This is a genomic window from Pontibacter pudoricolor (assembly GCF_010092985.1).
Lineage (GTDB): Bacteria > Bacteroidota > Bacteroidia > Cytophagales > Hymenobacteraceae > Pontibacter > Pontibacter pudoricolor.
This window is the reverse complement of record NZ_CP048106.1, coordinates 1,456,015-1,481,101: the sequence shown is the minus strand read 5'-3', so window position 1 is coordinate 1,481,101 and position 25,087 is coordinate 1,456,015. Positions and strand designations below refer to the sequence as shown.

The following is a 25,087-nucleotide window of genomic DNA, read 5'->3' as shown; positions in this document are numbered from 1 at the left end:
AGTTGGTACTGATTGATTTATAGTTCGTTTTCAGGTTTCAAAGCACGCATTACACGCTCCACCAGTGCATCGCAGCGCTTGTTGCCAAATTCAAACACATCGCGTGTAGCTGATAATTTAAACAGGTTTTCCTTCAGCATTGCTTTTGCCCGGTGCAGCCTGACTTTAACATTACTTTCCGACAGGTCCAGGCATTGGGTGATCTCGCTTACGGGCATGCCTTCTACTTCGCGCAAGGTGTAAATGATCCTGTATTTTTCGGGTATGCTGTCTATAGCTTTTTCCAGGAGTTGCTTTACTTCCTGCTGGATAGCAATGTGCTCGGGGCTCATAAAGTTTATCTGCGTTAGTATTTTAGAAATGTCTTCCGGCTGGTCAACCAGAAGCGAGAAGGGAAAGACGCGCCGGTTTTCTCGTAGTTTAGCAAGGGCAGTGTTTATCCCGATCCGGAGAAGCCAGGTAGAGAACTGGGCATCGTGCCGGAACTGGTATAGTTTCTCATACCCTTTCAGGTAAGTGTCCTGCATGGCATCTTCTACTTCCTGCTCATTTTTCAGGTAGCTTCTTATGGCCCGGTAAAGCTTCTGGTTGTGGCGCCGCATCAGCAACTCATACAACGAAACTTCTCCGGAAAGTACCCTGCAGACAACCGCTTCATCAGTGAGCTCTTTTTCCCCGGATACGTTTGCAAAATTGGTTGTTTTCATAGTTTAAGTTTTAAGGTTAGATGTGATGACAGCCAAATGGTTACAATCTTTTAACGATTAAATTTTACAATGATCTGATTCGCTCCGCAACTATAGCAACCCGGAAACTGCAATGAACTATAAGCCAGCATAGGCTATAGTTGACAGGTACTGCGGCTGGTATTTTAAACTATAGATGTTGTTGCCCGGCAAGGCAGATCATAACATTAATATGCGGTTGGGGTAAAACTGTAATGGATGTGTTTCCGCATATAAGTTAGCTGCAGCAACTATAGTTGCCAGTACCTGATATGCACCTGAGCTGGAGAAACCTAAATAAACTTTACTATGGAAAATCAACAACTATTCCCGGAGCCAAGCCGCGAACTGTCCGAAAAGAGAAAATCGCTTGTACCTGAGGTTTCGGATGCTTTCAGAGCTTTCAGCAGGGCAGTTTTTAAACAGGGAGCACTGGACGAGAAAACAAAACAACTTATTGCCGTAGCTGTGGCGCATGTTACGCAATGCCCGTACTGCATCCGGAGTCATACCAAACTGGCAGTCAGGAAAGGGGCCACTGAACAGGAAATTATGGAAGCTGTTTGGGTTGCCGCAGAAATGCGTGCCGGTGGAGCCTTCGCCCACTCAAACCTGGCTTTAGATGAATTTGAAAAGAGTAAGGTTTAAGAACTATGGGAAACGAACGTTTTAAAACCGGAGACCATGTACGCTGGAATTCAGAGGCTGGGTACGTGACCGGAACGATCATAAAAGTGCATACTTCTGATTTTAACTACAAGGGCTACACGCACCATGCCACTAAAGAAGAGCCGCAATATGAGATAAAAAGCGACAAAACAGACCATATAGCGGCGCATAAGAGTACGGCACTCAAAAAGATCGATAAACAGAAATCATAAATTTAAAAAGTATACATGGCACCTGAGACAAAGACGATCTGGACGTTCGGGCATTCTACCCGTAGCCCGGAAGAATTTATTGCAGCACTGAAATCCTTTAAAATTGAAGTGCTGGTAGATGTGCGCAGGTATCCCGGTTCCAGAAAATACCCCCAGTTTAATGTGGCAGCCTTGCAGGAATTTTTGCCGGAAGCCGGAATACAATACATGCCTTTTACCGAGCTGGGCGGACGCAGAAAACCAAAACACGACTCTGTCAATACAGTCTGGCGCAGCGAATCATTCCGCGGCTATGCCGATTATGCTGAGACAGACGAGTTTAAAGAGGCTGTTGATAAGTTAGAAGAGATCGCAACTATAAAAAGGGTGGCCTACATGTGTTCCGAAGCCGTCTGGTGGCGTTGCCATCGCGCTATCATTTCAGATTACCTTAAGGCAGAGGGGTGGAAGGTGATGCACATCATGAGTGAAGGTGTAGCGAAAGAACATCCGTACACGTCTGCCTATCTCCAAACCCATAGTGCATAATTTTTCTTTTCCGGCAAAGAGTATATATTATTAGAAAGCAGTTCTAAATCAGGGAATAGAACTACATACAGTTCAACTATAGATAGAAGAGCAATAGTGCTGTGGGTTTATAGATTACGCCGAAACTCCCTACATTTGCCTGCCAGGGCTAGCCTCTTTTTGTCTCTAGCCAGGATAAAACAGAATCTGTACCGGTGAAAATTGAGACCGGAGAATTTTAAAATTCAGAAAACTATACTGCTCATTCAGCGCTTTACCACAGGAGTTATAGTTTTATATGTACACCCATCTATAATGAAAAAATATATTGCCGTACTGCTTGTCTTGTTCTGCAACACATTAGCATTCAGCCAGCATTCGCTTCAGATAATTATCCGGGATAGTGAAACGCAGCAGCCGCTGATCGGAGCGACAGCAGCCATACAAGGTACCAGCATAGGAGCAACTTCAAATGCCAGCGGCGAACTCGAACTAACAAACATACCGGCAGGCAAACAGATCGTCAGGTATAGTTATGTCGGGTATGGGGAAAAGGTGGATACTGTTACGTTCCCTATAGTTCAGGCAGGCCCGTTGGTCGTACTTTTAGCACCGGCAGGTGAAGAACTGGAAGAAGTGGTTGTTACCACTACACGTAGCAGCCGCACCATCGAGGATATTCCGACGCGGGTAGAAGCCATTACACTGGAAGAACTTGGCGAAAAAGCCAATATGAAGCCCGGCGATATACGTATGCTGCTGAGCGAAAGCACCGGAATCCAGACACAGCAGACATCAGCCACCAGTGCCAATGCCAATATCCGTATTCAAGGCCTTGATGGACGTTATACCCAGATTCTGCAGGACGGTTTTCCGCTTTATTCCGGGTTTTCAAGTGGCCTGAGCATTATGCAGATTCCCCCGCTTAACCTGTACCAGGTAGAAGTGATAAAAGGGAGTTCGTCTACGCTCTACGGTGGGGGCGCCATTGCCGGACTGGTAAACCTGATCACGAAAAAACCGAAAGAGGAAGGTGAACTGAGCTTTATGGCAAATGCGACCAGCGCCAAAGGGCTCGACCTGAGTGCCTTTTACGGCAAGCGTTTCGGTAAATTTGGTGTAACGGTGTTTGCTTCGCGTAATGCCAACCAGGCCTATGATCCGGCAGACATCGGCCTTTCCGCCATCCCGGACTTTGAACGATATTCAGCCAACCCTACGCTATACTTTTATCCAAGTGAGAAAATGCAGCTTTCTTTTGGGATAAATGCGTCAGAGGAAGATCGGTTGGGAGGCGACATGCGCTATATAGATGGAGAAGCAGGCGACTACTATTTTGAAGAAAACAACACCGAAAGACTTTCCACGCAGTTTAACCTGGAGCACAGGCTTTCAGACCGCTCCATGATTTCTGTTAAAAACAGTGTAAGCTTTTTCAACCGGGAAATCGCAGTTCCTGATTATGACTTCCGGGGCAAGCAGACAGCCAGCTTCAGTGAGGTAGCCTATAATTTAAACAGCGAAAAAACGGATTGGGTACTAGGCGCAAACCTCTGGACAGATAAGTTTTCGGAACGGCAGGCAGATGCAGTGGGGAAAAGGAATTACGATAATACTATAGTAGGAGCTTTTGTACAGAACACGTTTACCCCTGTAGATTGGTTCGTGCTGGAATCCGGGCTTCGAACAGATTACGTTACGCCTGAACCGGCTAATAAATCGAAAGGAGTGTTTGTATTGCCACGGGTTTCTGCCTTGTTCCGGGTTAGTGATCGCCTGACATCGCGTATCGGGGGGGGGATGGGCTATAAAACACCTACTATCTTTACCCAGGAAGCTGAGAACCTTACTTTCCGGAATATCCTGCCGCTCAACATCAGCCAGACAGAAGCCGAAACATCTATCGGTGGAAACGCGGACATCAACTATAACACCCTGATCGGCGAGGATGTTACGTTCAGCATCAACCACATGTTCTTCTACACTTATCTCAATAACCCACTAATTCTGACACTGCGACCAGATAACCTGTATGAGTTCCGGAATGCGAATGGCAACATTGATACGAAAGGCGTGGAAACAAACATGAAATTTGGCTACGAATGGGTGAAACTGTTCCTGGGCTATACCTACACAGACGCCAGGCAGCATTACAACGGCACTGTTACCGATATGCCCCTGACTCCAAAGCACCGGGTGAACACAGTATTGATGCTGGAAAAGGAAGATAATTTCAGGATAGGTTTGGAAGCGTACTATTTCAGTGAACAGCAACTAACCAACGGTAGCCGTGGGCAGGATTACTGGATAAACGGGGTAATGGTGGAGAAAATGTTTAACCGCTTCTCCTTGTTCCTGAATTTTGAAAACATTTTTGATACCAGACAAAGCAAATTCGGGGATATCTATACAGGTAGCATCACTAATCCGCAATTCAGCGAGATATTTGCTCCTGTAGATGGCCGGGTGATAAACGGCGGTATTAAACTGAACCTGCTGTAAAACCAACCTAAGTTTGGTAGGCTATAGTTGGCTACAGCAAAGAAGTAACTAGAAACATCGCGTAAAATTAGAGCCTATAGTTTGCACTTGATTCCGACTGCAAACTATAGGCTCTAATTTTTGATGTAAATGTAACTTACTCTTCCTCAGGATTCGGTTTTGGCCGGAGGATCTTGTTATCGACAGAGTAGCGGCCCGGACCCACGATCATAAAGAACACGATCAGGCCGGTAACTATAAGCGAAAGAATAAGTTCTGAATTTCCGAAGTTCACGCCACGCTGCGGGTTTACGATCATCAGAGCTCCCAGCAAAATAGGAATCTGGCATAGCAGCGCCAGCCTTGTCAGCATCCCGATCATGATCATCAGTCCACCAACAATATGAACCATGCTTGTCAGGAAATGCGCTTTGCCGGCAGAAACAAGGTCCTGCTCTGCACCAAAAATACGAAAGACATCGGTAGTGTGCTCTAAAAACAGAATACCTTTTATTACCAGAAATAGTCCGAGAACTATACGCAAACCGTCCATCCAAATGGGGTTGTTTGCGCTGTTAACGCCCCGGGTATAACGGATCTCAGATAATTGGGTCATGGCCGTTGGGTTTAAGTTCAAAAAAGCTTTATTCCTATATTTACGTTAAGCTGCATTAACCCGGTTATATACAATGCCATAGTTGCCGTTTATCCAATTTTACTGACTGTTAATGCCACCTGGCTTTCAGAATGCGGAATATCATATTACCTTTGCAAACCGAATGAACATTCAATTGGAAGTAAAGGGACATGGAGCCGATAGCAGAAAAGAAGCGGGCAATATTTGAGAGTACCCTGAAACTGGTGCGCGAAAATGGCTTCCATGGCACTCCTATGAGCATGGTTGCCAAACATGCCGGAGTAGCCGCTGGTACAATCTATCATTACTTCCATAGTAAGGATCAGCTGATCGGGGAGCTTTTTACGTATGTGCAGCAGCAGGTAATTGCTGTAATAAAAAAAGAAAACTGCGAAACAATCTCTTTTAAAGCATGTTTCTTTAACCTATGGTTCGGTTTATATCGTTTTTACCGGGAGAACCCCGAAGTACTTAAATTCTTTGAGCAGTTTGTAAACTCACCCTACAACACTGCAAGGCCGCCACTGGAACAGGACGAACTTCACGCGCTGCTTTTAAACTTTTTTGAACGCGGGACCAGGGAAGGGAAGCTAAAGCCGATAGGACCTAATGTATTGGGAACGCTTTTGCATAGCAACATCATTTCTACGGTCAGGCTTGTTACCTCTGGCTGGTTAATACTTGAGCGGAAAGAGTTAGAGCTGATTCCGCAAATATTCTGGGACGGCATGCAACGCACTAAGTAACTATAAACTATAGCATTGACTAACCTACAACTATAAAGATGTTTAAACCTTGATCTGCAAACTATGGGAAAAAAGAATCGAACTATAGCCCTACCATTCATCAGTGCTTTTACCTGTTAACCCAACTCAACTACAGAAGACTTTATAGTAAATGAAATTATTGATACGAGCAAAAATACTGCTTACTGCCTGCTTGTTGTTTCCGGGTGTGCTGTTGGCACAAACCGATTCAGTAGCTACAACAGATAGCCTGACACTGGAGCAGTGTGTAAATTATGCGCTGGAAAACAGGGCGGCAGTAGAGCAGTCGCTGATTGATGAAGCCATTGGAGAGCGTGAAATAAGAGCGAACCTTTCGGGCTGGTTTCCGCAGATCTCTGCAACATATGGAGGTAGCTACAATATAAAAAGACAGCAGCAGCAATTTGGCGATGAGATTGTTACGCTGGGTAATAACTATAACTCCAGCATTGCGCTGCAGGCAACCCAGAATATTTTTAGCAGCAGCTTGTTACTGGCTTCACGCGCAGCAGGTTCTACCCGGCGGTTACTTGGGCAGCAGATTACCTCTACCCGCATTAATACAGTAGTAGAAGTTAGCAAAGCTTACTATAACGTGCTGTTTACGCAGGAGCAGCTTCGGATTCTGGATCTGAATATTGCGCGCCAGCAAAAACAGTACAACGATGCCAAAAGCAGGTACGAAGTAGGGATTGTTGATAAAACGGACTACCAGCGCGCCTCCATTACGCTGGCCAACATCCGCAGCGACAGAAAACGGGCACAGGAAACTATAAAATCCGGGATTGCTTATCTAAAACAGCTGATGGGGTATCCGGTTGATCAGGATCTGAACCTGGCCTACAACTATAACCGCATGGAGCAGGCCGTGATGATGGATACCACGCAAATACTGGCCTACGAAAACCGTATAGAACTACAGCAACTGCAATCCCGTCGCGAAATCCTGCGCCTGAACACTGCTTATAACAAATGGAGTTTCCTGCCAACGGTTTCTGCTTTTGGTAACTATAACCTTGTCTATTTCAATAACCATCTGGCCGACCTGTACACACAATCCTTCCCGACCTCGGCGGTCGGGCTGCAGATTTCCCTACCCATTTTCCAGGGAACCAGGAGATTGCAGAATCTTAAAATAGCACAACTGGAAGAAGACAGGCTGGATGTGGAGATTGAGGATACAAGACGGGTACTGAATACGGAATACCAGACAGCGCTCGCCAACTATAAAAGCGACTTTACCGAGTGGCGCACGCTACAGAATAACCTGCAAATGGCCGAAGAAGTGTACGAGATCATTAAACTGCAGTACGACGAAGGCGTGAAAGCTTATGTTGACCTGATCGTGGCTGAAACGGAGCTCCGCACAACACAACTCAATTATTACAATGCGCTTTATAATGTCATGTCGAGCAAACTTGATCTGCAGCGGGCATTAGGAACTATAGATACCAACCGATAAAATTACTGAACAGCACAATGAAAATAGATACTCCCGGTTAACTGCAGCCCTACTTAGTTCGGTTATACTTGCATCCTGCGGTGGCGACGAAGGTGCACAGCAGCAGATGAACCCTGCAGCTATGGCCGTTCCCGTAAATACATACCGGGTAAAACAGGAACGTGTAACTGGCATAGATACCTACCCGGCAACTGTAGTGCCCCTGCAGGAAGTGGAATTACGTCCCCAGGTAGCGGGTTATATCACGAACATATTTGTAAAGGACGGGCAGCGTGTAACCAAAGGTCAGAAACTATATGAAATAGATCAGAGCAAATACCAGTCTGGCATACAGTCGGCGCAGGCAAGTGTGCAAAGTGCCAGAGCTAACCTGGCCAGAGCCGAAAAGGACCTGGAACGCTATGAGAGACTGGCTGAACGCGATGCCATCGCCCGCCAGCAGGTAGATTATGCCCGTACTGAAGTACAAACCGCCCGGGCACAGCTTTCCGCTGCACAGGCACAGGTTCGCAGCGCTTCCACCGACCTGAATTACTCGGTTATCAATGCGCCGTTTACCGGTAGAATTGGTATTTCGCAGGTAAGGGTAGGAGCACAGGTATCTCCGGGGCAACCGCTTTTAAACACCATCTCTTCATCAGATCCTATTGCTGTAGATTTTTCTATTAATGAGCAGGAAATTGCCCGTTTCAGCAGCTTAAAGCAAGGCAACCAGCCCGATTCGCTTTTCACGATACGCCTGAATAACGGCGATATTTATCCGCATACCGGTAAACTCCTTGTTATCGACAGGGCAATTGGTCGCCAGTCAGGTACAACTACGGTAAGGGTGGAATTCCCGAACCCGGATGAAGTACTGATACCAGGTATGACGGTGAGTTTAGCCGTACTGAACCAGGATATCGGCGAGCAGGTGGTTATTCCTTCTAAAGCCGTTACAGAGCAGCTGGGCGAATACTTTGTTTATTTGGTGCAGGGCGATTCTGTGGTGCAGCAAAATGTTGAGCTGGGCAGCCGCGTGAGCGGAAATGTAGTGGTGCGCGAAGGACTGAAAGAAGGCCAGAGTATTGTAGTGGAAGGTATTCAGCGATTGCGCCAGGGAGCTAAAGTACAGGTAGGTGTTCCGCAACAGCCACAGCCACAGGCAACCGGTAAAAAGTAATTCCTGATCAATTTCCAGCAGAGATTTTAAGAAGAAATATGATTTCAGATGTATTTATAAGAAGGCCCGTCACCTCTATCGTGATCTCACTTGTGATCGTGCTGGTAGGTGTGCTGGCCATGATGAATTTGCCTGTCACGCAGTACCCGGACATTTCTCCGCCTTCGGTATCAGTATCTGCTAACTATACGGGCTCCGATGCATTAACAGTAGAGCAGGCCGTAGCTACGCCCGTTGAAACCCAGATAAACGGATCGCCGGGCATGGCTTACATCACCTCAACCAGTACAGGTACCGGGCAGATGAACATGTCTGTAACGTTTGAGATTGGTACTGACATTGACATTGCCACGCTCGATGTGCAGAACCGTGCCAGCATAGCACAACCATCATTACCGGAAGAAGTAAGGCGCCTGGGCGTTACCGTGCGCAAGCGAAACCCGAGTATCATGATGGTGATCGGTATTTACTCGCCTAAACGTACCCACGATGTTCAGTTTCTCGACAACTATACCAACATCTATGTGAAAGACGCTTTAATGCGTGTAAAAGGTGTTGGAGATATTTTCTCGATCGGCCAGGACTTTAGTATGCGCGTGTGGCTGAAGCCGGATAAACTGGCGCAGTATAATATCGGTGCAGGCGAGATTACGGCAGCCATTCAGGAACAGAACATGCAGGTAGCGGCCGGTACAGTGGGTAACTCACCGCAGTATAGTTCGCAGGCTTTTCAGTACCCGATTACGGTAACAGGCCGATTACAGACGCAGGAGCAGTTCGGCGACATTATAGTCAGAACCAACCCGGCTGACGGTTCGGTGGTCTACCTGCGCGATGTGGCCCGAATAGAATTCGGAAAGTTTGACTATGGCCGCGAAGCCAAAATAAACGGTAACCCGGCCACGATGATGCTTATCTACCAGGCTCCGGGCAGTAACGCCCTGGATACCGCCGAAGGCATTTATGCCGCGCTGGATGAGATGAAAAAATCTTTCCCGGCAGATGTGGATTACATTGTTTCTTTCGAGACCGTTTCGGTGGTGCAGGTGTCTATCAACGAAGTGGTAAAAACACTGGTAGAGGCGCTTATACTTGTAATTATAGTTGTATTCCTGTTTCTGCAGAGCTGGCGTGCCACGCTTATTCCGATACTTGCCATTCCGGTTTCTATTATCGGTACATTCGTGTTTTTCATCCCGCTCGGCTTTACCATCAATACGCTGACGCTTTTCGGTTTTGTTCTCTCGATAGGGATTGTGGTGGATGATGCCATTGTGGTAGTGGAGGCAGTGCAGCATTACATAGACCACGAAAGACTCTCGGCCAGAGAGGCGACCCGCAAAGCCATGAAGGATATTACAGCGCCGGTAATTGCTATTGCCCTTATCCTGGCTGCCGTGTTTATTCCGGTTGGTTTTATTCCGGGTATAGTTGGCCGTCTGTATCAGCAGTTTGCTATAACTATAGCTATCTCCGTGCTTATTTCGGCCTTTGTGGCGCTTACACTAACACCGGCACTTTGCTCCATTATGCTCAAGCCGATGAACGTGAACAAGAACTCCAGGGGTATAAACAAGTTCTTCTATACATTTAATAACTGGTTTGCCCGCACAACAGAATCCTATTCGGTGGGAGTTCGCAAAAGCATTAAAGCTACGCCGCTGGTTCTTATTCTTCTGGCATGTATTTATGTGGGTACTTTCGGGTTGTTTGCCTCTAAGCCTACAGGTTTTATTCCAACCGAGGATGAAGGCCGCTTTTTCGTGTCAATAGAGTTGCCGGAAGGTGCCTCTACCAGCAGAACATCGGCGATTCTTGCCGAGGTAGGAGAGCAGATGGCAACAGTTCCGGCCATCCGGAACTATACATCCATTGCCGGATTGAACGCCATTAACTTCTCTTTTAAGTCGAATAGCGGTACGTTCTTCGTGCAGTTACAGCCATGGGAAGACAGGCAGAAAGAAGCTGAAAAATTACAGGGGGTAATGGCCGAATTACAACAGAAGCTTGCCGGCATTAAAGAAGCGAATATCCTGGTGGTAGCGCCGCCCGCAATTCCTGGTCTGGGTGCTTCAGGAGGTTTCAGTTTTGTGTTGCAGCAACGAAAAGCCGGTGATGTAAAAGAACTGGAGCAGGTAATGGGGCAGTTCCTGGGAGCAGCCAACCAGCGTCCCGAAATTGCCATGGCCTATAGTTTCTTTACGGCTAAAACGCCGGGTTACCATGTAGATGTTGACCGTGAAAAAGCAAAGCGCCTTGGGGTAAATATTGCCGATGTGTACGCTACAATGTCGACGTATATGGGTAGCCGGTACGTAAACGACTTTACGCGCTACGGACGAAATTTCAGGGTAGTGGCCCAGGCTGATACGGCTTACAGAATGGACATTGAAAGCCTGAAGCAGTTTTATGTCATGAACCGCCAGGGCGAATCTGTGCCGCTCAGTGCACTGATAACGACTAAGGTTGTTGAAAACGCACCTGTAATATCACACTACAACCTGTTCAGGTCAGTAGATATAAACGGTAGCGCTGCGCCGGGCTATAGTTCGGGACAGGCCTTACAGGCCCTGGAAGAAGTGGCAGCCCAGGTATTGCCTGCTGGTTATGGTTACGAATTTACAGGCCTTAGCCGCGAAGAGCTGGCAGCTGGTAGCAGCACCGTCTACATCTTCTCGCTTTCTATTTTACTGGTACTGCTCTTGCTGGCTGCCCTTTACGAAAGCTGGTCTGTGCCATTCTCTATCCTGTTTGCGATTCCGCTGGGTATGTTTGGTGCTATACTTGCCTTAACCTTGCTTCCTAAACTGGATAACAACGTTTATGCGCAGGTTGGTATGATCACACTGATCGGTCTGGCAGCCAAGAACGCTATCCTTATAGTTGAGTTTGCCAAAGAACGGGTAGACCGGGGTATGGAACTGATAGAAGCAACGATAGAAGCTGTAAAACTGCGTCTCCGCCCTATTATCATGACCTCGCTTGCCTTTATTCTGGGGGTAGTTCCGTTGGCAACTGCTTCCGGTGCGGGTGCGGTATCACGCCAGACGATAGGTTGGGTTGTAATTGGTGGTATGCTAGCGGCAACGTTCCTGGCCATATTTGTGGTTCCGGTACTCTATGTTATTATTACCAGGTTAGCCTACGGTAAAAAAGGCCTTGCCGCATTACGGGCGCAGGCTGATAACAGACCAAATGAAGACGATGGCGGTGATCCGGCTTATGTTAATCCGCATCCGTAATCTGATTACTTAGTAATAAAGAAGAGCCCCGGTAAAACTACCGGGGCTCTTCTTTTTAGTGCTTTATGTATGCGCAACTATAGTTTGCCAACAGTCATAATAACTATAGCTTCAGTCTATAGTTGCTGATCTTTTGTCTTCTCCAGTAACCGTTCCATCCAGAAAATAAGGAAAAGGGCTACCAGGTTGATGCCTATGAACTTTTGACCAAGGTCGGTGCCCAGGCTGAAATGAAAAGAAGAAAGCGCCAGCCTGAATTTAAAGATCCAGCCTGCAATCATGTCAACCCCAACGCCCACACGCAGGCCGGCCACATACTGGAAACTGTAAGCCCCGAAAGAAAAGTAGATGACCTGTAACAACTGATTTACGATAGACAGCACCAGTCCGCGTCTTGGTTTACGAAACAGCATTCGCCCGCAGAGTATGGAAAACACGTACAGTCCGCCGGCAAATAAAGCCATCCGTAAAGCGACCTGGTCCAGCACCATTTCGCCGCTGAATAGTACCCAGACTGTCAGTGCGATACCCAGTATACCGCCAACTATTTGGTAAATTGCAATCGCTTTCAGGTGGTTTTTAGTTTGATCGATCAATGTGTGATGTTTATAGTTTGTTTAGAACCAGTATGGTGCCCTGCATAAGGTTACTTTCCCCGCCTGCACTATTATATTGTAGCGAAAGAGATGGTAAAGATACTGAATGTTGTAAACAAGTATGCAGGCAAGTTTATAGTGGATAGACCAGCAAATGGAAGTGTCGGATCTTCAATCAGATTATGATTTTATAATTGCCTTTGAGGTAATCCACGAGCCGAATATGATGCTGCTTTTCGTGATTTGATAGATGATATAATGGTTGACTTGTAATCTTCTAACTTCTTACTTAAACGATGGCTGAATATTTAGAATTACGTATACAGTTCTTATTATGAATAGGACTACTTGTTCAGGTTCCTCAACCTTATAAAGTACTATTAAACTGATGCGGAAAACATTTTAGGTTATTCGTATCTTTACACGTTGTAAAATTCTACTTAGCTGCATGATTACCATAACGAACAACCAATTCTACGAATTAAATTACGACCGTAATAAAAATCGTATTTATCTGAGAATCAACAATTACTGGAAGTCGCCTGAAATAGTGCCAAATTACTTAAGTGACTGGGGTAAGATTATTGAATTAGCTAAACCCGGATTTACGTTGCTGGCAGATTTTCGTAACATGCTTACGCACCCGACATCTGTAAAAGAGATTCACGAATCTGTTGTTGATTTGTTAGTTAAATCGAAGATCTCTTATGTAGCGGAGGTGTCTCCTATAGATAGAATAGCTGTGTTGCAGGTAAGTGGTGTTTTAAAACAGATTGGCAGGGGAAGCATTAAAGTGGCCGACATCGTGCTTGGAGAGAACATATTGGATCAACTGATAAATGCTGAGCTATAGTTGCTATTAACACGTAGCAAACGTCGTATAGAACAAAGTTTATCAAACATAAAGCAGCCGCTTCAGATTAATCTGAAGCGGCTGCTTAGTTATAGTCGACGGCAGTAAAAAATCAGGGATAAATCATCAGGAAAATGAACGCGAACAGATTGACCAGGAGTACCACCCCATAAACAACATTTGTTTTACCACTATTCAGCGACAGCATTACTGTAAATACAGACAAGCCTAACAGGATGATAGATTTTATATCTAACCCTAGGATGATCTTAAAATCATATATGATACAAACTATAGCTACACTCGGGATGGTAAGCCCTATACTTGCCAGGGCAGAGCCAAGCGATAAATTTAAACTTGTCTGGAGCCTGTTCTTTCTTGCAGCGTTGATAGCAGCAATACCTTCTGGTAACAGAATGATAGCTGCAATCACAATTCCGACCAATGTTTTAGGAAGGTTATAGCCGGTAATAATACTTTCTATAGTAGGGGAAAGTGTTTTTGCCAATAACACAACGATTCCTAAACAAACTATAAGAAACAGCATGCTTGTATAAAACAGGCTGTTGCTGATGGGCAAAGGCTCCACATTTTCTTCGTTTTCATCTTTCCCGATGGTAAGAAAGTATTGGCGGTACTTCCTGGTCTGTGCAAAAAGAAAGCAGGAGTAAATAACCAGGCAGGCAATAGAAGCAAAAATAAGCTGGGGATTTGAATAATAAGACCCCGCGACACTTTCGGTGAAAGTAGGGAACACCAACGTAAAAACTATAATTGATATCAGCGACACCAACGCAATGGTAACCGAAGGTTTTGAAAACTCCTGTTCATAATGCTTTACACTCCCGATCAGCAGGCAAAGGCCAACTATACCGTTTAGTATAAGCATGGTGGCAGCATATACGGTATCTCTTGCCAGCGAAGCAGCCGCCTGTCCTTCCGTCATCATAAGCGAAATAATGATAGAAACTTCTATGACTGTAATAGATATAGCCAGGATTATAGTACCGTAGGGTTCGCCTACTTTCTCAGCAATTATTTCGGAATGATGGACTGCCGACATTACACTGAAAATGAGCAGGATGCTCGCCACTATCTGAAAGATACTGCTATCGTTGATAAGGCCGGAGAAGAATAGTACCCAGGCAAGTACCGGAATAATAACAGTCCATTGTAACAGAGATTTCATAGTTTGTGAAGGTATAGCAGAAATAAAAAATCAGATCGAACATGCACAAGATAAAACATATTATGGAATCTGTTCTTATAAAAACCGTGATCTGAAACACGTAAGCTTATTAACTTGATATTTATATTAAAGTTGGAGAGATAAGTTTGTTTATTTAACTCATATCATACTGATTCGGGCATTGGGTAGGGCTATATTGGTTTTACTATAGTTCTGTTAAGAGTGGATAACGAACTGGGAACTTTTGATAAGCTGATCCCCTGACTGTTTAAAAGCTAAATTTACACCGGCTTCCTGAATGCAAATTTTGAGGAGACTCTGGCATTAATTGAAGGTTAAGATGCGCTTACCAATAGAATGTGGTATATTGGTTTTGAATGCGAAAACAGCTAAAGATGAAGAAGATATTATATGTAGCCATTGCGCTATGTACCGCTTCCTGTTCGGTAGAAAACGATATACAGGATACACTTTATAATGTAGTAGAATCAGGGGCTAATATGGCTTTGGATTCGCTTCACAATGCGGCTAATAAAGAACTGGAAAGACATACCGGAATTGATTCTTTGGCTTCAAAATTCGGTTCGGCAGATACGATAAATGTAGAACGGGAAGTGAAACGTGAAATAATAAGACAATTATCAAAGTAGATGAAATTGCGGGTTAGGTATCTGCGTAAGCTAGGGATTGAACATCCATTAGAAATGAAGTCTGAGCCAACAGTAGTTTCCTGAATCTATAGTTAGAAGTACAAAAAAGAGCCTTTCTGCACATCACAGAAAGGCTCTTTGGCTATAGTTCAATAAAGGTAATTTAGCTTACGGTTTTGTAAGGTTCCGGTTATAGTTTATAGTTGTAAAGCCTGCTGCCGCATTGCCTCCACTTCGGCTATAGTTTTAGGCAGAGGTTCCCCCAGTATGCGGCTACCATTTTCTGTTATAAGCAGATCGTCCTCTGTGCGGATGCCGCCAAAATCGCGGTAGCTGTCCAGCTTATCGAAGTTGATGAATTGCTGGGCCACTTTATCGTTTCGTCGCATGTCGATCAGTTCCGGGATGATGTAAATGCCTGGCTCAACAGTCAGCACAAAGCCTGGCTCCAGCGCACGGCCCAACCGCAGCGACTTCAGCCCGAATTCGGTGCTTTTGCGTAGTTCCGGGGTGTAACCTACGTATTGTTCTCCCAGGTTTTCCATATCATGCACGTCCATGCCCATCATGTGGCCCAAACCGCACTGGAAGAACATGGTGTGCGCACCAGCCTGCACGGCCTCGTCGGTATCCCCACGCATCAATCCAACCTGTTTTAGCCCGTCTGTCAGTTTGCGGCAGGCCAGCAGGTGTACGTCTTTGTATAAGATGCCCGGCTTCAGGGCTGCCATGGCGGCTTCGTGTGTATCCAGCACTACCTGGTATAGTTCGCGCTGTCGCTCCGTAAAGCTAGTGCCAACCGGAATAGTACGCGTCATGTCGCCGGCGTAGCCAGCCTGGGTTTGTATGCCGCCATCAAATAACAGCATATCGCCGGCCTGCAGGGTGTTGCCGCGGTAATGGTTATGCAGCACCTGCCCCTGCGTGGTACAGATAAGCGGAAACGAAAGCAGGTTGTTGGTGGACTCAGCATATCGTACGGCTTCAGCGGCTACTTCATGCTCTTTCATTCCCTGTCGGGCAAACTGCATCACGTTGCGGTGCATGCGCGAGGTATAGGTTACAGCCTTTTCAATTTCCGCTACCTCCGCTTCAGATTTAACAGAGCGTTGTGCAACTATAGCTTGTATCAGATCCAGGCTCGGTTCCAGTATAGTTTTACCGGTCCAGGTTTGTAACTTAAGTTCATGCTCCGGGCGGTAGGGTGGCAGGTAGTGTAGTTTTTTAGCGCTCTTTAGATAGTCCGCTATTTTCCCGGTTGGCATCACTTTTTTTATACCCACCTGTTCGGCCAGCGAAGCCAGGCTTGGCAGCGGTCCCGTCCAGATCACATCGTCTATGCTTTGCTCCGGACCGAAAACGATCTCTTCATTTGTATCTATATTGATGACGCCGGTAAGGCCGGAAAGATCGATGCCGAAGTAATAGCGGAACGTGCTGTCCTGGTAAAATGGGTACCAGTTGTCTTTATAGTTCATGCTGGCTTCTTCGTTGCCCAGTAACAGGATCAGGCCTTCGCCAAGCTGTTGTTTTAGTTGCTGGCGGCGCTGCGTATAGGTAGCTGCATTAAATAGGTTGGTGTGGTTCATGATTCTATAGTTGGTTTATACTTTCATTATTTCGACTGACGTCGGAACTGGCGCGGGGTGGTACCAAGTGTTTTTGCAAATACACGGTTAAAATGCGACAGGTTGGCAAAGCCGCAGGAAAAGGCAATACCGGCAATTGTCTGGTCGGTGTGCAGCAACGCATGGCAAGCATTGTTTACGCGCAGTTCGTTTAAAAAAGTGACAAGCGTTTTACGGGTGCGGTCTTTAAAAAAGCGGCAGAAGGCTTCGCGGCTCATGTTGGCTACCGATGCCACTTCTTCCAGGCTTAGCTGCCTGTGGCTTTCCTCTACCAGGAACTGTACGACCTGCTCCATCCGTTTGCCTTCGCGTTCGCTCAGGTTGTGCATCTGGTCGCCCAGGTTCAGGCGCTGGAGTGTTGCCTGCCGCATCAGTACATCCACCAGTTGCAGCGCACCCAATACTTTTTCCAGTTTCTCCTTGTGCTGTAGTTGCTGTATCTGCCGTACAAAGTTTTCCTGATCAACCACCTGCACCCGGTAACAGCCGTTCAGGTGCTCAAAAAAATCCTTGGCTTCCTGCAGCTCTTCCGAAGTCCAGAACGCATCGCCGAACGCGTGCAGGTCAAAGAACACTATGATACTATGGCTTTGCTTTTTACTGTCAGGCTGGTAATATACGTCATCGCTCCGGAAAACGTGGGGTACGTTTCGGCCAAGCAGGAAAATGTCGCCTGGCCCAAAGCGGCCAATGTAGTCACCCACAATCAGTTTGCCTTCTCCCGAAAGAATGCAGCTCAGCTGTATTTCAGGATGCTGGTGCAGCTTATCGTAGAAGTAAGGCTGGCAGTCCACCTGGTAGCGGATCAGCTCCTTGCTCGACTTCGGTATTTTAAACGGAATGACCTTCATGCTGGTACCATGTTAGCTAATTTCTGTGGGAGTTGCAAAAATAAGGTCAATATACTACCAGTATTTATTAATTGAGTACAGGATTTTGGCCGTACATCCGCATACCTTTGATATAGAACCAAAAAACTTTCTCATCATGATCAACTGGAACGGAGTATTTCCTGCACTTACCACAAAATTTAACGCCGACGGCAGCCTTGACTTTGAAACATGCTTTAAGAACGTAGATGCCCAACTGGAAGCCGGTGTGGACGGCATTATATTGGGCGGCACACTGGGCGAAGCCAGCGTACTGCGCACCGATGAAAAACAGGAGCTTACGCGCAAAACGATAGCCTATGTGGCTGGCAAGGTGCCGGTTATTATGAACATTGCCGAAGGTGCCACACAGGAAGCCATACTTCGTGCCCGCGAAGCAGAAGAAATGGGTGCCAGCGGCCTCATGTTACTGCCGCCGATGCGCTATTATTCAGATCACCGCGAGACCGTGGCCTTTTTTAAAGCTGTGGCCGAAAGCACATCGCTTCCTATTATGCTCTACAACAACCCCGTAGACTATAAGCGCAGCATTACCTTAGAGATGTTTGACGAACTGCTCGTACACGATAACATTCAGGCTGTAAAAGAATCGACCCGCGACCTGACCAATGTAACCCGCATGCTGAACCGTTTTGGCGACCGCATTAAAATACTTTGTGGTGTGGATACCTTAGCGCTGGAAAGCCTGCTGATGGGAGCCCATGGCTGGGTAGCCGGACTGGTTTGCGCCTTCCCGCGAGAGACGATGGCTGTGTTTAAATTAGCAAAGGCCGGCAGAACGCAGGAAGCACTGGAGATTTACCGTTGGTTTATGCCGTTACTGGAACTTGATATCCACCCGAAGCTGGTACAGTACATTAAAATGGCTGAGCAGATGGAAGGAATTGGTACAGAGCATGTGCGTGCGCCCCGCCTGCCGCTGATCGGGGAAGAACGCTCAGCCGTGATCGCTACCATAAAGAAAGGAATAGACAACAGACCTGCTTTGCCGGCTTTTAAAGAAGAATCCTATGCCCTATAAAGAAGCATTAAAAAAGGCAGCGCAGGCCTTTGAAGTATATAAGAAAACCACACCGGCACAGCGCGCGCAGCTGCTCCGAACTATAGCCGAAGAAATAGAAGCTTTAGGCGATGTGCTGCTGGAAACGGCCAGCCGTGAAAGCAACCTGCCACTAGCCCGTCTGACCGGCGAGCGTGGGCGCACCTGCAGCCAATTGCGTTTATTTGCCGATGTGGTGGAAGAAGGTTCGTGGGTTGAAGCAACTATAGACACAGCCCTGCCGGATCGCCAGCCTATGCCACGCCCGGACATGCGCCGCATGCTGGTACCACTCGGGCCGGTTGTTGTATTTGGGGCAAGCAATTTCCCGCTCGCTTTTTCTACCGCGGGTGGCGACACTGCTTCTGCGCTGGCTGCCGGTTGTACTATAGTGTATAAAGAACATCCTGGCCACCCGCAAACGTCGCAGCTCGTGAATGGTGCCATTGCCAATGCCCTGCAAAGATGCAAATTGCCGGAAGGTGTGTTTCAGCATGTAAGCGGTGGCGTAGAGGTAGGGCAGGAGATGGTGAAACACCCTGCCACAAAGGCGGTGGCTTTTACGGGTTCGTACAAAGGCGGCAAAGCCATATTCGACCTGGCCATGCAGCGCGAGGTTCCTGTTCCGGTATATGCCGAGATGGGCAGCACCAACCCACTGTTTATCCTTCCTGAGAAGCTGAAAGAAGATACACAACAACTGGCAAAGCAGGCAGCAGCTTCGGTGCTGTTAGGCTCGGGGCAATTCTGTACTTGTCCTGGTTTGTTGTTTGTGCCGGAATCTGATGCTACCCATGGTTTTATGGAAGCTTTGGAAGAAGAGCTGAGCAAGGCAACACCTGCCAACATGCTGCATGAAGGCATTGCCGGTAATTACTATAAAGGGCTGGATAAACTGCTGAAAGAACAGGGTGTGCAAGCCATCATACAACAGGAAACCGATGTGCTGGAAGGCCGCGCCGCGCTGGCAAGTACCAATGTACAGCAGTGGTTGCAGAACCCTGCCCTGCAGGAAGAAATTTTCGGGCCCTTTACACTGGTGGTAACTTATAAAAATGCAGATGAGTTACTGGCTGCTGCCAACGCACTGCAGGGGCAGCTTACCTGCACGCTCTGGGGGACAGACAAGGAACAGCAGCTACAACAGAACCTGACCGATGCGCTGCGCGATAAGTGCGGACGTTTGCTATTTGCGGGTGTACCAACCGGGGTAGAAGTAAGCTACGCCATGACGCACGGCGGTCCGTTCCCGGCGACTACCGACAGCAGAAGCACTTCTGTAGGTGTATATGCTATTAAGCGTTTTGCCCGACCGGTTACGTTTCAGTCGGCACCGCAGGCGCTACTACCACAGGAACTACAGAACGAAAACAGCACCGGCATCTGGCGCACCATTAACGGAAAATTAACCCAAAGCAGCATCAACGAATAAGTATGGCCAGAAAAACATTTTTTTGCATCGATGCCCATACCTGCGGCAACCCGGTGCGCCTGGTGGCAAGCGGCGGCCCTGTGCTGCAGGGCCAGAACATGAGCGAAAAGCGCCTGCACTTCCTGAAAGAGTACGACTGGATCCGGAAAGGGCTGATGTTCGAACCGCGCGGCCATGATATGATGTCGGGCAGCATTTTGTACCCGCCCCATGACCCCGAAAATGATGTGGCTGTACTTTATATCGAGACCAGCGGCTGCCTGCCTATGTGCGGTCACGGTACCATTGGCACGGTAACTATAGCACTGGAAGAAGGCCTGATCACCCCGAAAATTCCGGGCCAGTTGCGACTTGAAACACCAGCCGGCTTAGTGCGCGTGCAGTACACCCAGGAAGGAGATAAGGTGAAATCGGTGAAACTGACCAACGTGGCTTCATACCTCGATTCGGAAGGGCTGACGGTGGAATGTCCGGAACTGGGTGCGCTGAAGGTGGACGTGGCCTATGGCGGTAATTTTTATGCTATAGTTGATCCGCAGGAAAACTTTGATGGCATGCAGAACTATACGGCAGATAAGCTTATCTCCTGGAGCCGCGTGCTGCGACAGCGCCTGAACGAGCGGTATACCTTCGTTCACCCTGAAAACCCTGCCATCAATGGTCTTTCGCACATTCTCTGGACCGGTGATCCGCTGGCTTCCACATCCACAGCCCGCAACGCTGTTTTTTATGGCGATAAGGCCATTGATCGCTCACCCTGCGGAACCGGAACTTCGGCGCGGATGGCGCAGTGGTACACCAAAGGCAAGCTAAAATCGGGGCAGAAGTTCATCCATGAAAGCATTATCGGTTCGGTATTTACCGGCACAATAGAAGGAGAGACAACCGTAGCAGGCAAACCAGCTATTTATCCCGGCATCGAAGGCTGGGCCATTATTACAGGACACAATACTATCTTTTTTGATGAGGAAGATCCATACATTCACGGTTTCCAGGTAATCTGATATGAGCAACGTAACTATAATCGGCGGGGGCATCGTGGGGCTGTTCACGGCTTATTACCTTTCAGAAGAAGGCTTCAACGTCACCCTGCTAGACCAGGGTGATATGGAGCAGGGCTGCTCTACAGGCAATGCCGGGATGATTGTGCCAAGCCATATTGTGCCGCTGGCTTCGCCGGGCATGATCAGCAAAGGATTGAAATGGATGTTTTCCGCTACCAGTCCCTTTTACATTCATCCCCGCCTGGACCGGCGCTTGCTGCAATGGTGCCTGCATTTTTACAGGGCATCTACCAGGCAGCACGTGGAGCACAGCATTCCGTATCTCAAAAACCTGAGCCTGCTCAGCAGACAGCTGTATCTTGATTTTGCGGCCCGGCACCCAGAGTCGCAGATTGGGTTGGAAGAAAAAGGCCTCCTGATGCTGTACCGGACACCGGAAATGGAGCGGGAAGAAGTAGAAATGGCGCACCTGGCTAACCAGCACGGGGTAGAGGCAAAGGTGCTCTCGCGGCAGGAGGCACAGCAACTGGAACCGGACGTAGAACTGGATGTGCGCGGTGCCGTGCATTTTACAGGCGATGCCCATCTTGACCCTGCTAAATTGCATAGTTTTTTGAAAGACTACCTGAAAGCTAAAGGCGTTAACATGGTGCCGCTGGCGCAGGTGCTGAATTTTGAGCACAAAGGCGACCGCATTCATGCAATAGTTACCAACAAAGGGGACATTAACTGCGATCAGCTTATAGTTTGTGCGGGAGCCTGGTCCGGGGAACTTGCCAACAAGCTGGGTATTTACCTGCCGATGCTCTCAGGGAAAGGCTATAGTTTTATGCAGCAGAACCAGCCGGCTTTGCAGGTGCCCGCCATCCTATGCGAGCGGAAAGTAGCGGTAACTCCATTTGGTGAGCAGGTACGTTTTGGCGGAACTATGGAGATAACAGGCACTAACCAAACTATAAACCAGAAGCGGGTACGCGGTATTTTCGATGCTATTCCGGATTACTACGCCAATTTTAATCCTACCTTTCCGAAGCCTGATAAGATCTGGAGCGGGTTGCGACCTTGTTCGCCGGATGGACTGCCTTACATTGGTGCCACACAGCGCTGGAGCAATGTGCTTTTCGGTACCGGCCATAGTATGATGGGTGTGAGCCTGGCCCCGGCTACAGGCAAAGTGCTGGCAGAGCAACTGCTGAACAGAAAAGCACAGCTGCTCACCGATGCTTTCTCTCCGGACAGGTATAATTGAAGCTGACAACTATAGCCATTTCTGTTTCTAGTTATCGCTGTTCCGGACATCCTTGTCCGGAACCTGTCTGCTGCGGACGTCCACGTCCGCGTTTACTAATGCTTTTCCGGATTTCTTAATCCGGAACTAGAACTGAAGCGTATTTCCTAATCCGCGTAAATTGCAACACGGGGACAAGGATGTCCCCGGCAGATAGCTTTCGGACATGGATGTCCGAAAGAGCAGTAAGAAATATTGTCCGAAAGAGCGGAATGGCAATTCACAAGCCTGAAATATAGCTGGGAACAAATTAATTTGTTAATTTCCTGCTTTCGTCCCGGGGCTTATTATAGAGCTTCCGGGGCAGCAGAACTTCTTTAAAATCTGAAAATTCGCAACTACCTACAAACTAACCACAGCATGCACAATTTAAAACTACGAACCTTTCTTTTGCAGTTACTACTGCTGTTTTTTATCTCGTTCCAAGCCCTGGCACAGGGCTATCAGAACCGACAGTGGCTCAGATCCGGCGATACTTATGTGCAATCCGAACAGGGACAACTTGTAAAGCATAAATTACCTGAAGACGCTACAGAGATCTTCCTGAACAAAACGGCGCTGGTGCCTGCCGGAAAAACAGAACCGCTAAAGATCAGGAGCTTTGACCTGTCGGCGGATGAGCAGAAGGTGCTGATCTATACCAACACCCAAAAAGTATGGCGTTACGATACCCGGGGCGATTACTGGGTATATGATTTACAGAAAAAAACCTTGCGCCAGGTAGGAGCCAACAGACCGGAATCGTCACTGATGTTCGCCAAGTTTTCGCCGGATGGTAGCAAAGTAGCTTATGTGAGCGAGCACAATATTTATGTGGATGACCTGCAAAGCGGAGATCAAAAACAGCTGACCAAAGACGGTAGCCGCAAACTGATCAACGGTACGTTTGACTGGGCTTATGAAGAAGAGTTTTCTGCCCGAGATGGTTTCCGCTGGAGCCCGGACAGCAAAAAGATCGCCTTCTGGCAACTGGATGCCACACAGGTAAAAGATTACATCATGTTTGACATGTTAGATGGTGTGTATACCAAGGTAATTCCGGTAGAGTATCCGGTTGCCGGCGAAGCCCCGTCCCCTTACAAAATTGGTGTTGTCGGCATAGATAATGCTGCTACCCGCTGGATGGAAATTCCGGGAGACCCGAAGAATACCTACCTGCCTCGCATGGAGTGGGCTTCTAATGCCAATGAGCTCATCATGCAGCAGCTGAACCGCAAACAAAATGAGAGCACACTATACCTGAGCAATGCTGATAACGGGAAAACCAGACAGATCTATACCGAAAAAGACAAAGCCTGGATCGACATTTTGCCGAGCTGGGACGGAACCTATAATTATGGTGGCTGGGACTGGCTGAACGGCGGCAAGGAATTTTTGTGGGCCAGTGAAAAAGATGGCTGGCGCCACTTGTACCGTGTAAGCCGGGATGGCAAAAAAGAGAACCTGATCACGAAAGGCAACTACGATGTGATGGAAATTGCAGGAGTAGACGAAAAAGGCGGCTATGTTTACTTCCTGGCTTCGCCGGACAACGCTACGCAGCAATACCTGTACCGCACCCGCCTGAACGGAAAAGGCAAAGCAGAGCGCCTGACGCCGGCATCTCAGCCGGGCACACACAACTATAGTTTGTCGCCTAACGCAAAGTTTGCACAGCACCGTTTCTCAAACCATTATACCAAACCAGTAAGTGAGTGGGTAGCATTGCCAGACCATAAGGCGTTGGGTGGAGAAAGCGCCGTGCAAAAAGCATTGGCCAGTGCCGATAAAGCAGCTAACCGTGTAGAGTTTATCAAAGTTAAATCAGCTGATGGCGTGGAGATGGATGCCTGGATGGCCAAGCCTGCCAACTTCGACCCGAAGAAAAAATACCCGATCTTGTTCTATGTTTACTCCGAACCTGCCAACCAGACCGTGAAAGACACCTACGGCGCAGGCATGAATTTCCTGTACGGTGGCGACATGGCGGAAGACGGTTATATTTATGTGTCGGTAGATAACCGTGGTACGCCTGCCCCTAAAGGAAGAGAATGGCGAAAGAGTATTTATCGTAAAGTGGGCCAGCTTAACATCTCTGACCAGGCAGCCGCTGCCCGTGAGCTGCTGAAACTGCCTTATGTGGATGCATCGCGTGTAGCAGTGTGGGGTTGGAGCGGCGGCGGCTCTGCTACACTTAACCTGCTGTTTCAGCACCCGGATATCTACAAAACCGGTATTTCGGTAGCAGCAGTGGCTAACCAACTTACCTACGACAACATTTACCAGGAGCGCTACATGGGCCTGCCTCAGGAAAACCGCGAAGATTTTGTGAAAGGCTCACCGATCACGTATGCTAAAAACCTGCAGGGCAACCTGCTTTACATCCACGGCACCGGCGACGATAACGTGCACTACAACAATGCCGAGCAACTGGTAAACGAACTGATCAAGTATAACAAGCAGTTCCAGTTTATGCCGTACCCTAACCGCTCGCACAGTATTTCGGAAGGAGAAGGCACAGGAGAGCACCTGTCTACATTGTTTACAAATTACCTGAAACAATACTGCCCTCCGGGCGGCAGGTAGTAAAAATTAAGGAGGCACAGCTTGTTAGAAAAATCTTACGGGTTGTGCCTTACTTTTAATATGCTCAATAGAAATTATGAACTAACAGG

At 47.6% G+C, this 25,087-nt stretch carries 21 protein-coding genes; 15 read left to right on the top strand and 6 right to left on the bottom strand.

Annotation, left to right across the window (positions count from 1 at the left end; all coding sequences use genetic code 11):
* Nucleotides 1–17: 17 nt before the first annotated feature.
* Nucleotides 18–707 (bottom strand): RNA polymerase sigma factor, encoded by a 690-nt coding sequence (locus GSQ66_RS06380; protein WP_162426697.1) that lies wholly within the window; start codon nucleotides 705–707, stop codon nucleotides 18–20.
* A 327-nt stretch (nucleotides 708–1,034) separates the two neighbouring features.
* Between GSQ66_RS06380 and GSQ66_RS06375 the strand changes: the two genes are divergently transcribed.
* The 4 genes from GSQ66_RS06375 to GSQ66_RS06360 all read left to right on the top strand — a co-directional run bounded on the left by GSQ66_RS06375 (nucleotide 1,035) and on the right by GSQ66_RS06360 (nucleotide 4,615).
* Nucleotides 1,035–1,373, top strand: coding sequence for a carboxymuconolactone decarboxylase family protein (locus GSQ66_RS06375; RefSeq protein WP_162426696.1), 339 nt, complete (start codon nucleotides 1,035–1,037; stop codon nucleotides 1,371–1,373).
* A 5-nt stretch (nucleotides 1,374–1,378) separates the two neighbouring features.
* Complete coding sequence (locus GSQ66_RS06370) at nucleotides 1,379–1,606, top strand: hypervirulence associated TUDOR domain-containing protein (protein WP_162426695.1); 228 nt, start codon at nucleotides 1,379–1,381, stop codon at nucleotides 1,604–1,606.
* Nucleotides 1,607–1,621: 15 nt separating this feature from the next.
* The gene (locus GSQ66_RS06365; RefSeq protein WP_162426694.1) at nucleotides 1,622–2,134 is read left to right on the top strand and encodes a DUF488 domain-containing protein; all 513 of its coding nucleotides are present in this window, start codon (nucleotides 1,622–1,624) and stop codon (nucleotides 2,132–2,134) included.
* Between the two features lie 294 nt (nucleotides 2,135–2,428).
* Nucleotides 2,429–4,615 carry a TonB-dependent receptor gene (locus tag GSQ66_RS06360; RefSeq protein WP_162426693.1) on the top strand — a complete coding sequence of 729 codons (2,187 nt, stop codon included), beginning with the start codon at nucleotides 2,429–2,431 and terminating at the stop codon, nucleotides 4,613–4,615.
* Nucleotides 4,616–4,751: 136 nt separating this feature from the next.
* Here the strand turns inward: GSQ66_RS06360 and GSQ66_RS06355 are convergent, their stop codons facing one another.
* Nucleotides 4,752–5,210: a DoxX family protein gene (locus tag GSQ66_RS06355; protein ID WP_162426692.1), complete on the bottom strand. Its 459-nt coding sequence runs from the start codon at nucleotides 5,208–5,210 to the stop codon at nucleotides 4,752–4,754.
* 191 nt (nucleotides 5,211–5,401) lie between these two features.
* Here GSQ66_RS06355 and GSQ66_RS06350 point away from each other — a divergent pair, with 191 nt between their 5' ends.
* The 4 genes from GSQ66_RS06350 to GSQ66_RS06335 all read left to right on the top strand — a co-directional run bounded on the left by GSQ66_RS06350 (nucleotide 5,402) and on the right by GSQ66_RS06335 (nucleotide 11,864).
* Nucleotides 5,402–5,977 carry a TetR/AcrR family transcriptional regulator gene (locus tag GSQ66_RS06350; protein WP_162426691.1) on the top strand — a complete coding sequence of 192 codons (576 nt, stop codon included), beginning with the start codon at nucleotides 5,402–5,404 and terminating at the stop codon, nucleotides 5,975–5,977.
* 151 nt (nucleotides 5,978–6,128) lie between these two features.
* Nucleotides 6,129–7,460: a TolC family protein gene (locus tag GSQ66_RS06345; protein ID WP_162426690.1), complete on the top strand. Its 1,332-nt coding sequence runs from the start codon at nucleotides 6,129–6,131 to the stop codon at nucleotides 7,458–7,460.
* Between the two features lie 121 nt (nucleotides 7,461–7,581).
* Nucleotides 7,582–8,622: an efflux RND transporter periplasmic adaptor subunit gene (locus GSQ66_RS06340; protein ID WP_238395840.1), complete on the top strand. Its 1,041-nt coding sequence runs from the start codon at nucleotides 7,582–7,584 to the stop codon at nucleotides 8,620–8,622.
* A gap of 38 nt (nucleotides 8,623–8,660) precedes the next feature.
* Nucleotides 8,661–11,864: an efflux RND transporter permease subunit gene (locus GSQ66_RS06335; RefSeq protein ID WP_162426689.1), complete on the top strand. Its 3,204-nt coding sequence runs from the start codon at nucleotides 8,661–8,663 to the stop codon at nucleotides 11,862–11,864.
* A 116-nt stretch (nucleotides 11,865–11,980) separates the two neighbouring features.
* On the opposite strand, the gene GSQ66_RS06330 is transcribed toward GSQ66_RS06335, so the two are convergent.
* Entirely contained in the window at nucleotides 11,981–12,460 is a 480-nt protein-coding gene (locus tag GSQ66_RS06330) for a hypothetical protein (RefSeq protein WP_162426688.1), read from the bottom strand.
* A gap of 448 nt (nucleotides 12,461–12,908) precedes the next feature.
* On the opposite strand from GSQ66_RS06330, the gene GSQ66_RS06325 reads away from it, so the two are divergent.
* A complete protein-coding gene (locus GSQ66_RS06325) occupies nucleotides 12,909–13,313 on the top strand; it encodes a hypothetical protein (RefSeq protein ID WP_162426687.1) in 405 nt (134 codons plus the stop codon).
* 112 nt (nucleotides 13,314–13,425) lie between these two features.
* On the opposite strand, the gene GSQ66_RS06320 is transcribed toward GSQ66_RS06325, so the two are convergent.
* Nucleotides 13,426–14,502, bottom strand: coding sequence for a calcium:proton antiporter (locus tag GSQ66_RS06320; RefSeq protein WP_162426686.1), 1,077 nt, complete (start codon nucleotides 14,500–14,502; stop codon nucleotides 13,426–13,428).
* Nucleotides 14,503–14,897: 395 nt separating this feature from the next.
* On the opposite strand from GSQ66_RS06320, the gene GSQ66_RS06315 reads away from it, so the two are divergent.
* Nucleotides 14,898–15,152 (top strand): hypothetical protein, encoded by a 255-nt coding sequence (locus GSQ66_RS06315; protein ID WP_162426685.1) that lies wholly within the window; start codon nucleotides 14,898–14,900, stop codon nucleotides 15,150–15,152.
* 197 nt (nucleotides 15,153–15,349) lie between these two features.
* Here the strand turns inward: GSQ66_RS06315 and GSQ66_RS06310 are convergent, their stop codons facing one another.
* Together GSQ66_RS06310 and GSQ66_RS06305 are read right to left on the bottom strand one after the other, a co-directional pair.
* Entirely contained in the window at nucleotides 15,350–16,741 is a 1,392-nt protein-coding gene (locus tag GSQ66_RS06310; protein ID WP_162426684.1) for an aminopeptidase P family protein, read from the bottom strand.
* Between the two features lie 26 nt (nucleotides 16,742–16,767).
* On the bottom strand, nucleotides 16,768–17,631 hold the full coding sequence (locus GSQ66_RS06305) for a helix-turn-helix domain-containing protein (protein WP_162426683.1): 864 nt from the start codon (nucleotides 17,629–17,631) through the stop codon (nucleotides 16,768–16,770).
* A 139-nt stretch (nucleotides 17,632–17,770) separates the two neighbouring features.
* On the opposite strand from GSQ66_RS06305, the gene GSQ66_RS06300 reads away from it, so the two are divergent.
* The 5 genes from GSQ66_RS06300 (at nucleotide 17,771) to GSQ66_RS06280 (ending at nucleotide 24,998) form a co-directional block, all read left to right on the top strand.
* Entirely contained in the window at nucleotides 17,771–18,691 is a 921-nt protein-coding gene (locus GSQ66_RS06300; RefSeq protein WP_162428953.1) for a dihydrodipicolinate synthase family protein, read from the top strand.
* Nucleotides 18,681–20,141 carry an aldehyde dehydrogenase (NADP(+)) gene (locus GSQ66_RS06295; RefSeq protein WP_162426682.1) on the top strand — a complete coding sequence of 487 codons (1,461 nt, stop codon included), beginning with the start codon at nucleotides 18,681–18,683 and terminating at the stop codon, nucleotides 20,139–20,141. The genes GSQ66_RS06300 and GSQ66_RS06295 overlap by 11 nt, the downstream gene beginning before the upstream one ends.
* 2 nt (nucleotides 20,142–20,143) lie before the next feature.
* Nucleotides 20,144–21,145 (top strand): 4-hydroxyproline epimerase, encoded by a 1,002-nt coding sequence (locus GSQ66_RS06290; RefSeq protein ID WP_162426681.1) that lies wholly within the window; start codon nucleotides 20,144–20,146, stop codon nucleotides 21,143–21,145.
* A 1-nt stretch (nucleotide 21,146) separates the two neighbouring features.
* Nucleotides 21,147–22,394, top strand: a complete 1,248-nt coding sequence (locus GSQ66_RS06285) for an NAD(P)/FAD-dependent oxidoreductase (RefSeq protein WP_162426680.1) — start codon at nucleotides 21,147–21,149, stop codon at nucleotides 22,392–22,394.
* Between the two features lie 399 nt (nucleotides 22,395–22,793).
* Nucleotides 22,794–24,998 carry a S9 family peptidase gene (locus GSQ66_RS06280; RefSeq protein WP_162426679.1) on the top strand — a complete coding sequence of 735 codons (2,205 nt, stop codon included), beginning with the start codon at nucleotides 22,794–22,796 and terminating at the stop codon, nucleotides 24,996–24,998.
* Nucleotides 24,999–25,087: the final 89 nt, after the last annotated feature.

Excerpts from the sequence above, each read along its gene's own strand:
- GSQ66_RS06380 (WP_162426697.1), bottom strand. The coding sequence starts at position 707 with ATGAAAACAACCAATTTTGCAAACGTATCCGGGGAAAAAGAGCTCACT.
- GSQ66_RS06375 (WP_162426696.1), top strand. The coding sequence starts at position 1,035 with ATGGAAAATCAACAACTATTCCCGGAGCCAAGCCGCGAACTGTCCGAA.
- GSQ66_RS06370 (WP_162426695.1), top strand. The coding sequence starts at position 1,379 with ATGGGAAACGAACGTTTTAAAACCGGAGACCATGTACGCTGGAATTCA.
- GSQ66_RS06365 (WP_162426694.1), top strand. The coding sequence starts at position 1,622 with ATGGCACCTGAGACAAAGACGATCTGGACGTTCGGGCATTCTACCCGT.
- GSQ66_RS06360 (WP_162426693.1), top strand. The coding sequence starts at position 2,429 with ATGAAAAAATATATTGCCGTACTGCTTGTCTTGTTCTGCAACACATTA.
- GSQ66_RS06355 (WP_162426692.1), bottom strand. The coding sequence starts at position 5,210 with ATGACCCAATTATCTGAGATCCGTTATACCCGGGGCGTTAACAGCGCA.
- GSQ66_RS06350 (WP_162426691.1), top strand. The coding sequence starts at position 5,402 with ATGGAGCCGATAGCAGAAAAGAAGCGGGCAATATTTGAGAGTACCCTG.
- GSQ66_RS06345 (WP_162426690.1), top strand. The coding sequence starts at position 6,129 with ATGAAATTATTGATACGAGCAAAAATACTGCTTACTGCCTGCTTGTTG.
- GSQ66_RS06340 (WP_238395840.1), top strand. The coding sequence starts at position 7,582 with ATGGCCGTTCCCGTAAATACATACCGGGTAAAACAGGAACGTGTAACT.
- GSQ66_RS06335 (WP_162426689.1), top strand. The coding sequence starts at position 8,661 with ATGATTTCAGATGTATTTATAAGAAGGCCCGTCACCTCTATCGTGATC.
- GSQ66_RS06325 (WP_162426687.1), top strand. The coding sequence starts at position 12,909 with ATGATTACCATAACGAACAACCAATTCTACGAATTAAATTACGACCGT.
- GSQ66_RS06320 (WP_162426686.1), bottom strand. The coding sequence starts at position 14,502 with ATGAAATCTCTGTTACAATGGACTGTTATTATTCCGGTACTTGCCTGG.
- GSQ66_RS06315 (WP_162426685.1), top strand. The coding sequence starts at position 14,898 with ATGAAGAAGATATTATATGTAGCCATTGCGCTATGTACCGCTTCCTGT.
- GSQ66_RS06310 (WP_162426684.1), bottom strand. The coding sequence starts at position 16,741 with ATGAACCACACCAACCTATTTAATGCAGCTACCTATACGCAGCGCCGC.
- GSQ66_RS06305 (WP_162426683.1), bottom strand. The coding sequence starts at position 17,631 with ATGAAGGTCATTCCGTTTAAAATACCGAAGTCGAGCAAGGAGCTGATC.
- GSQ66_RS06295 (WP_162426682.1), top strand. The coding sequence starts at position 18,681 with ATGCCCTATAAAGAAGCATTAAAAAAGGCAGCGCAGGCCTTTGAAGTA.
- GSQ66_RS06290 (WP_162426681.1), top strand. The coding sequence starts at position 20,144 with ATGGCCAGAAAAACATTTTTTTGCATCGATGCCCATACCTGCGGCAAC.
- GSQ66_RS06285 (WP_162426680.1), top strand. The coding sequence starts at position 21,147 with ATGAGCAACGTAACTATAATCGGCGGGGGCATCGTGGGGCTGTTCACG.
- GSQ66_RS06280 (WP_162426679.1), top strand. The coding sequence starts at position 22,794 with ATGCACAATTTAAAACTACGAACCTTTCTTTTGCAGTTACTACTGCTG.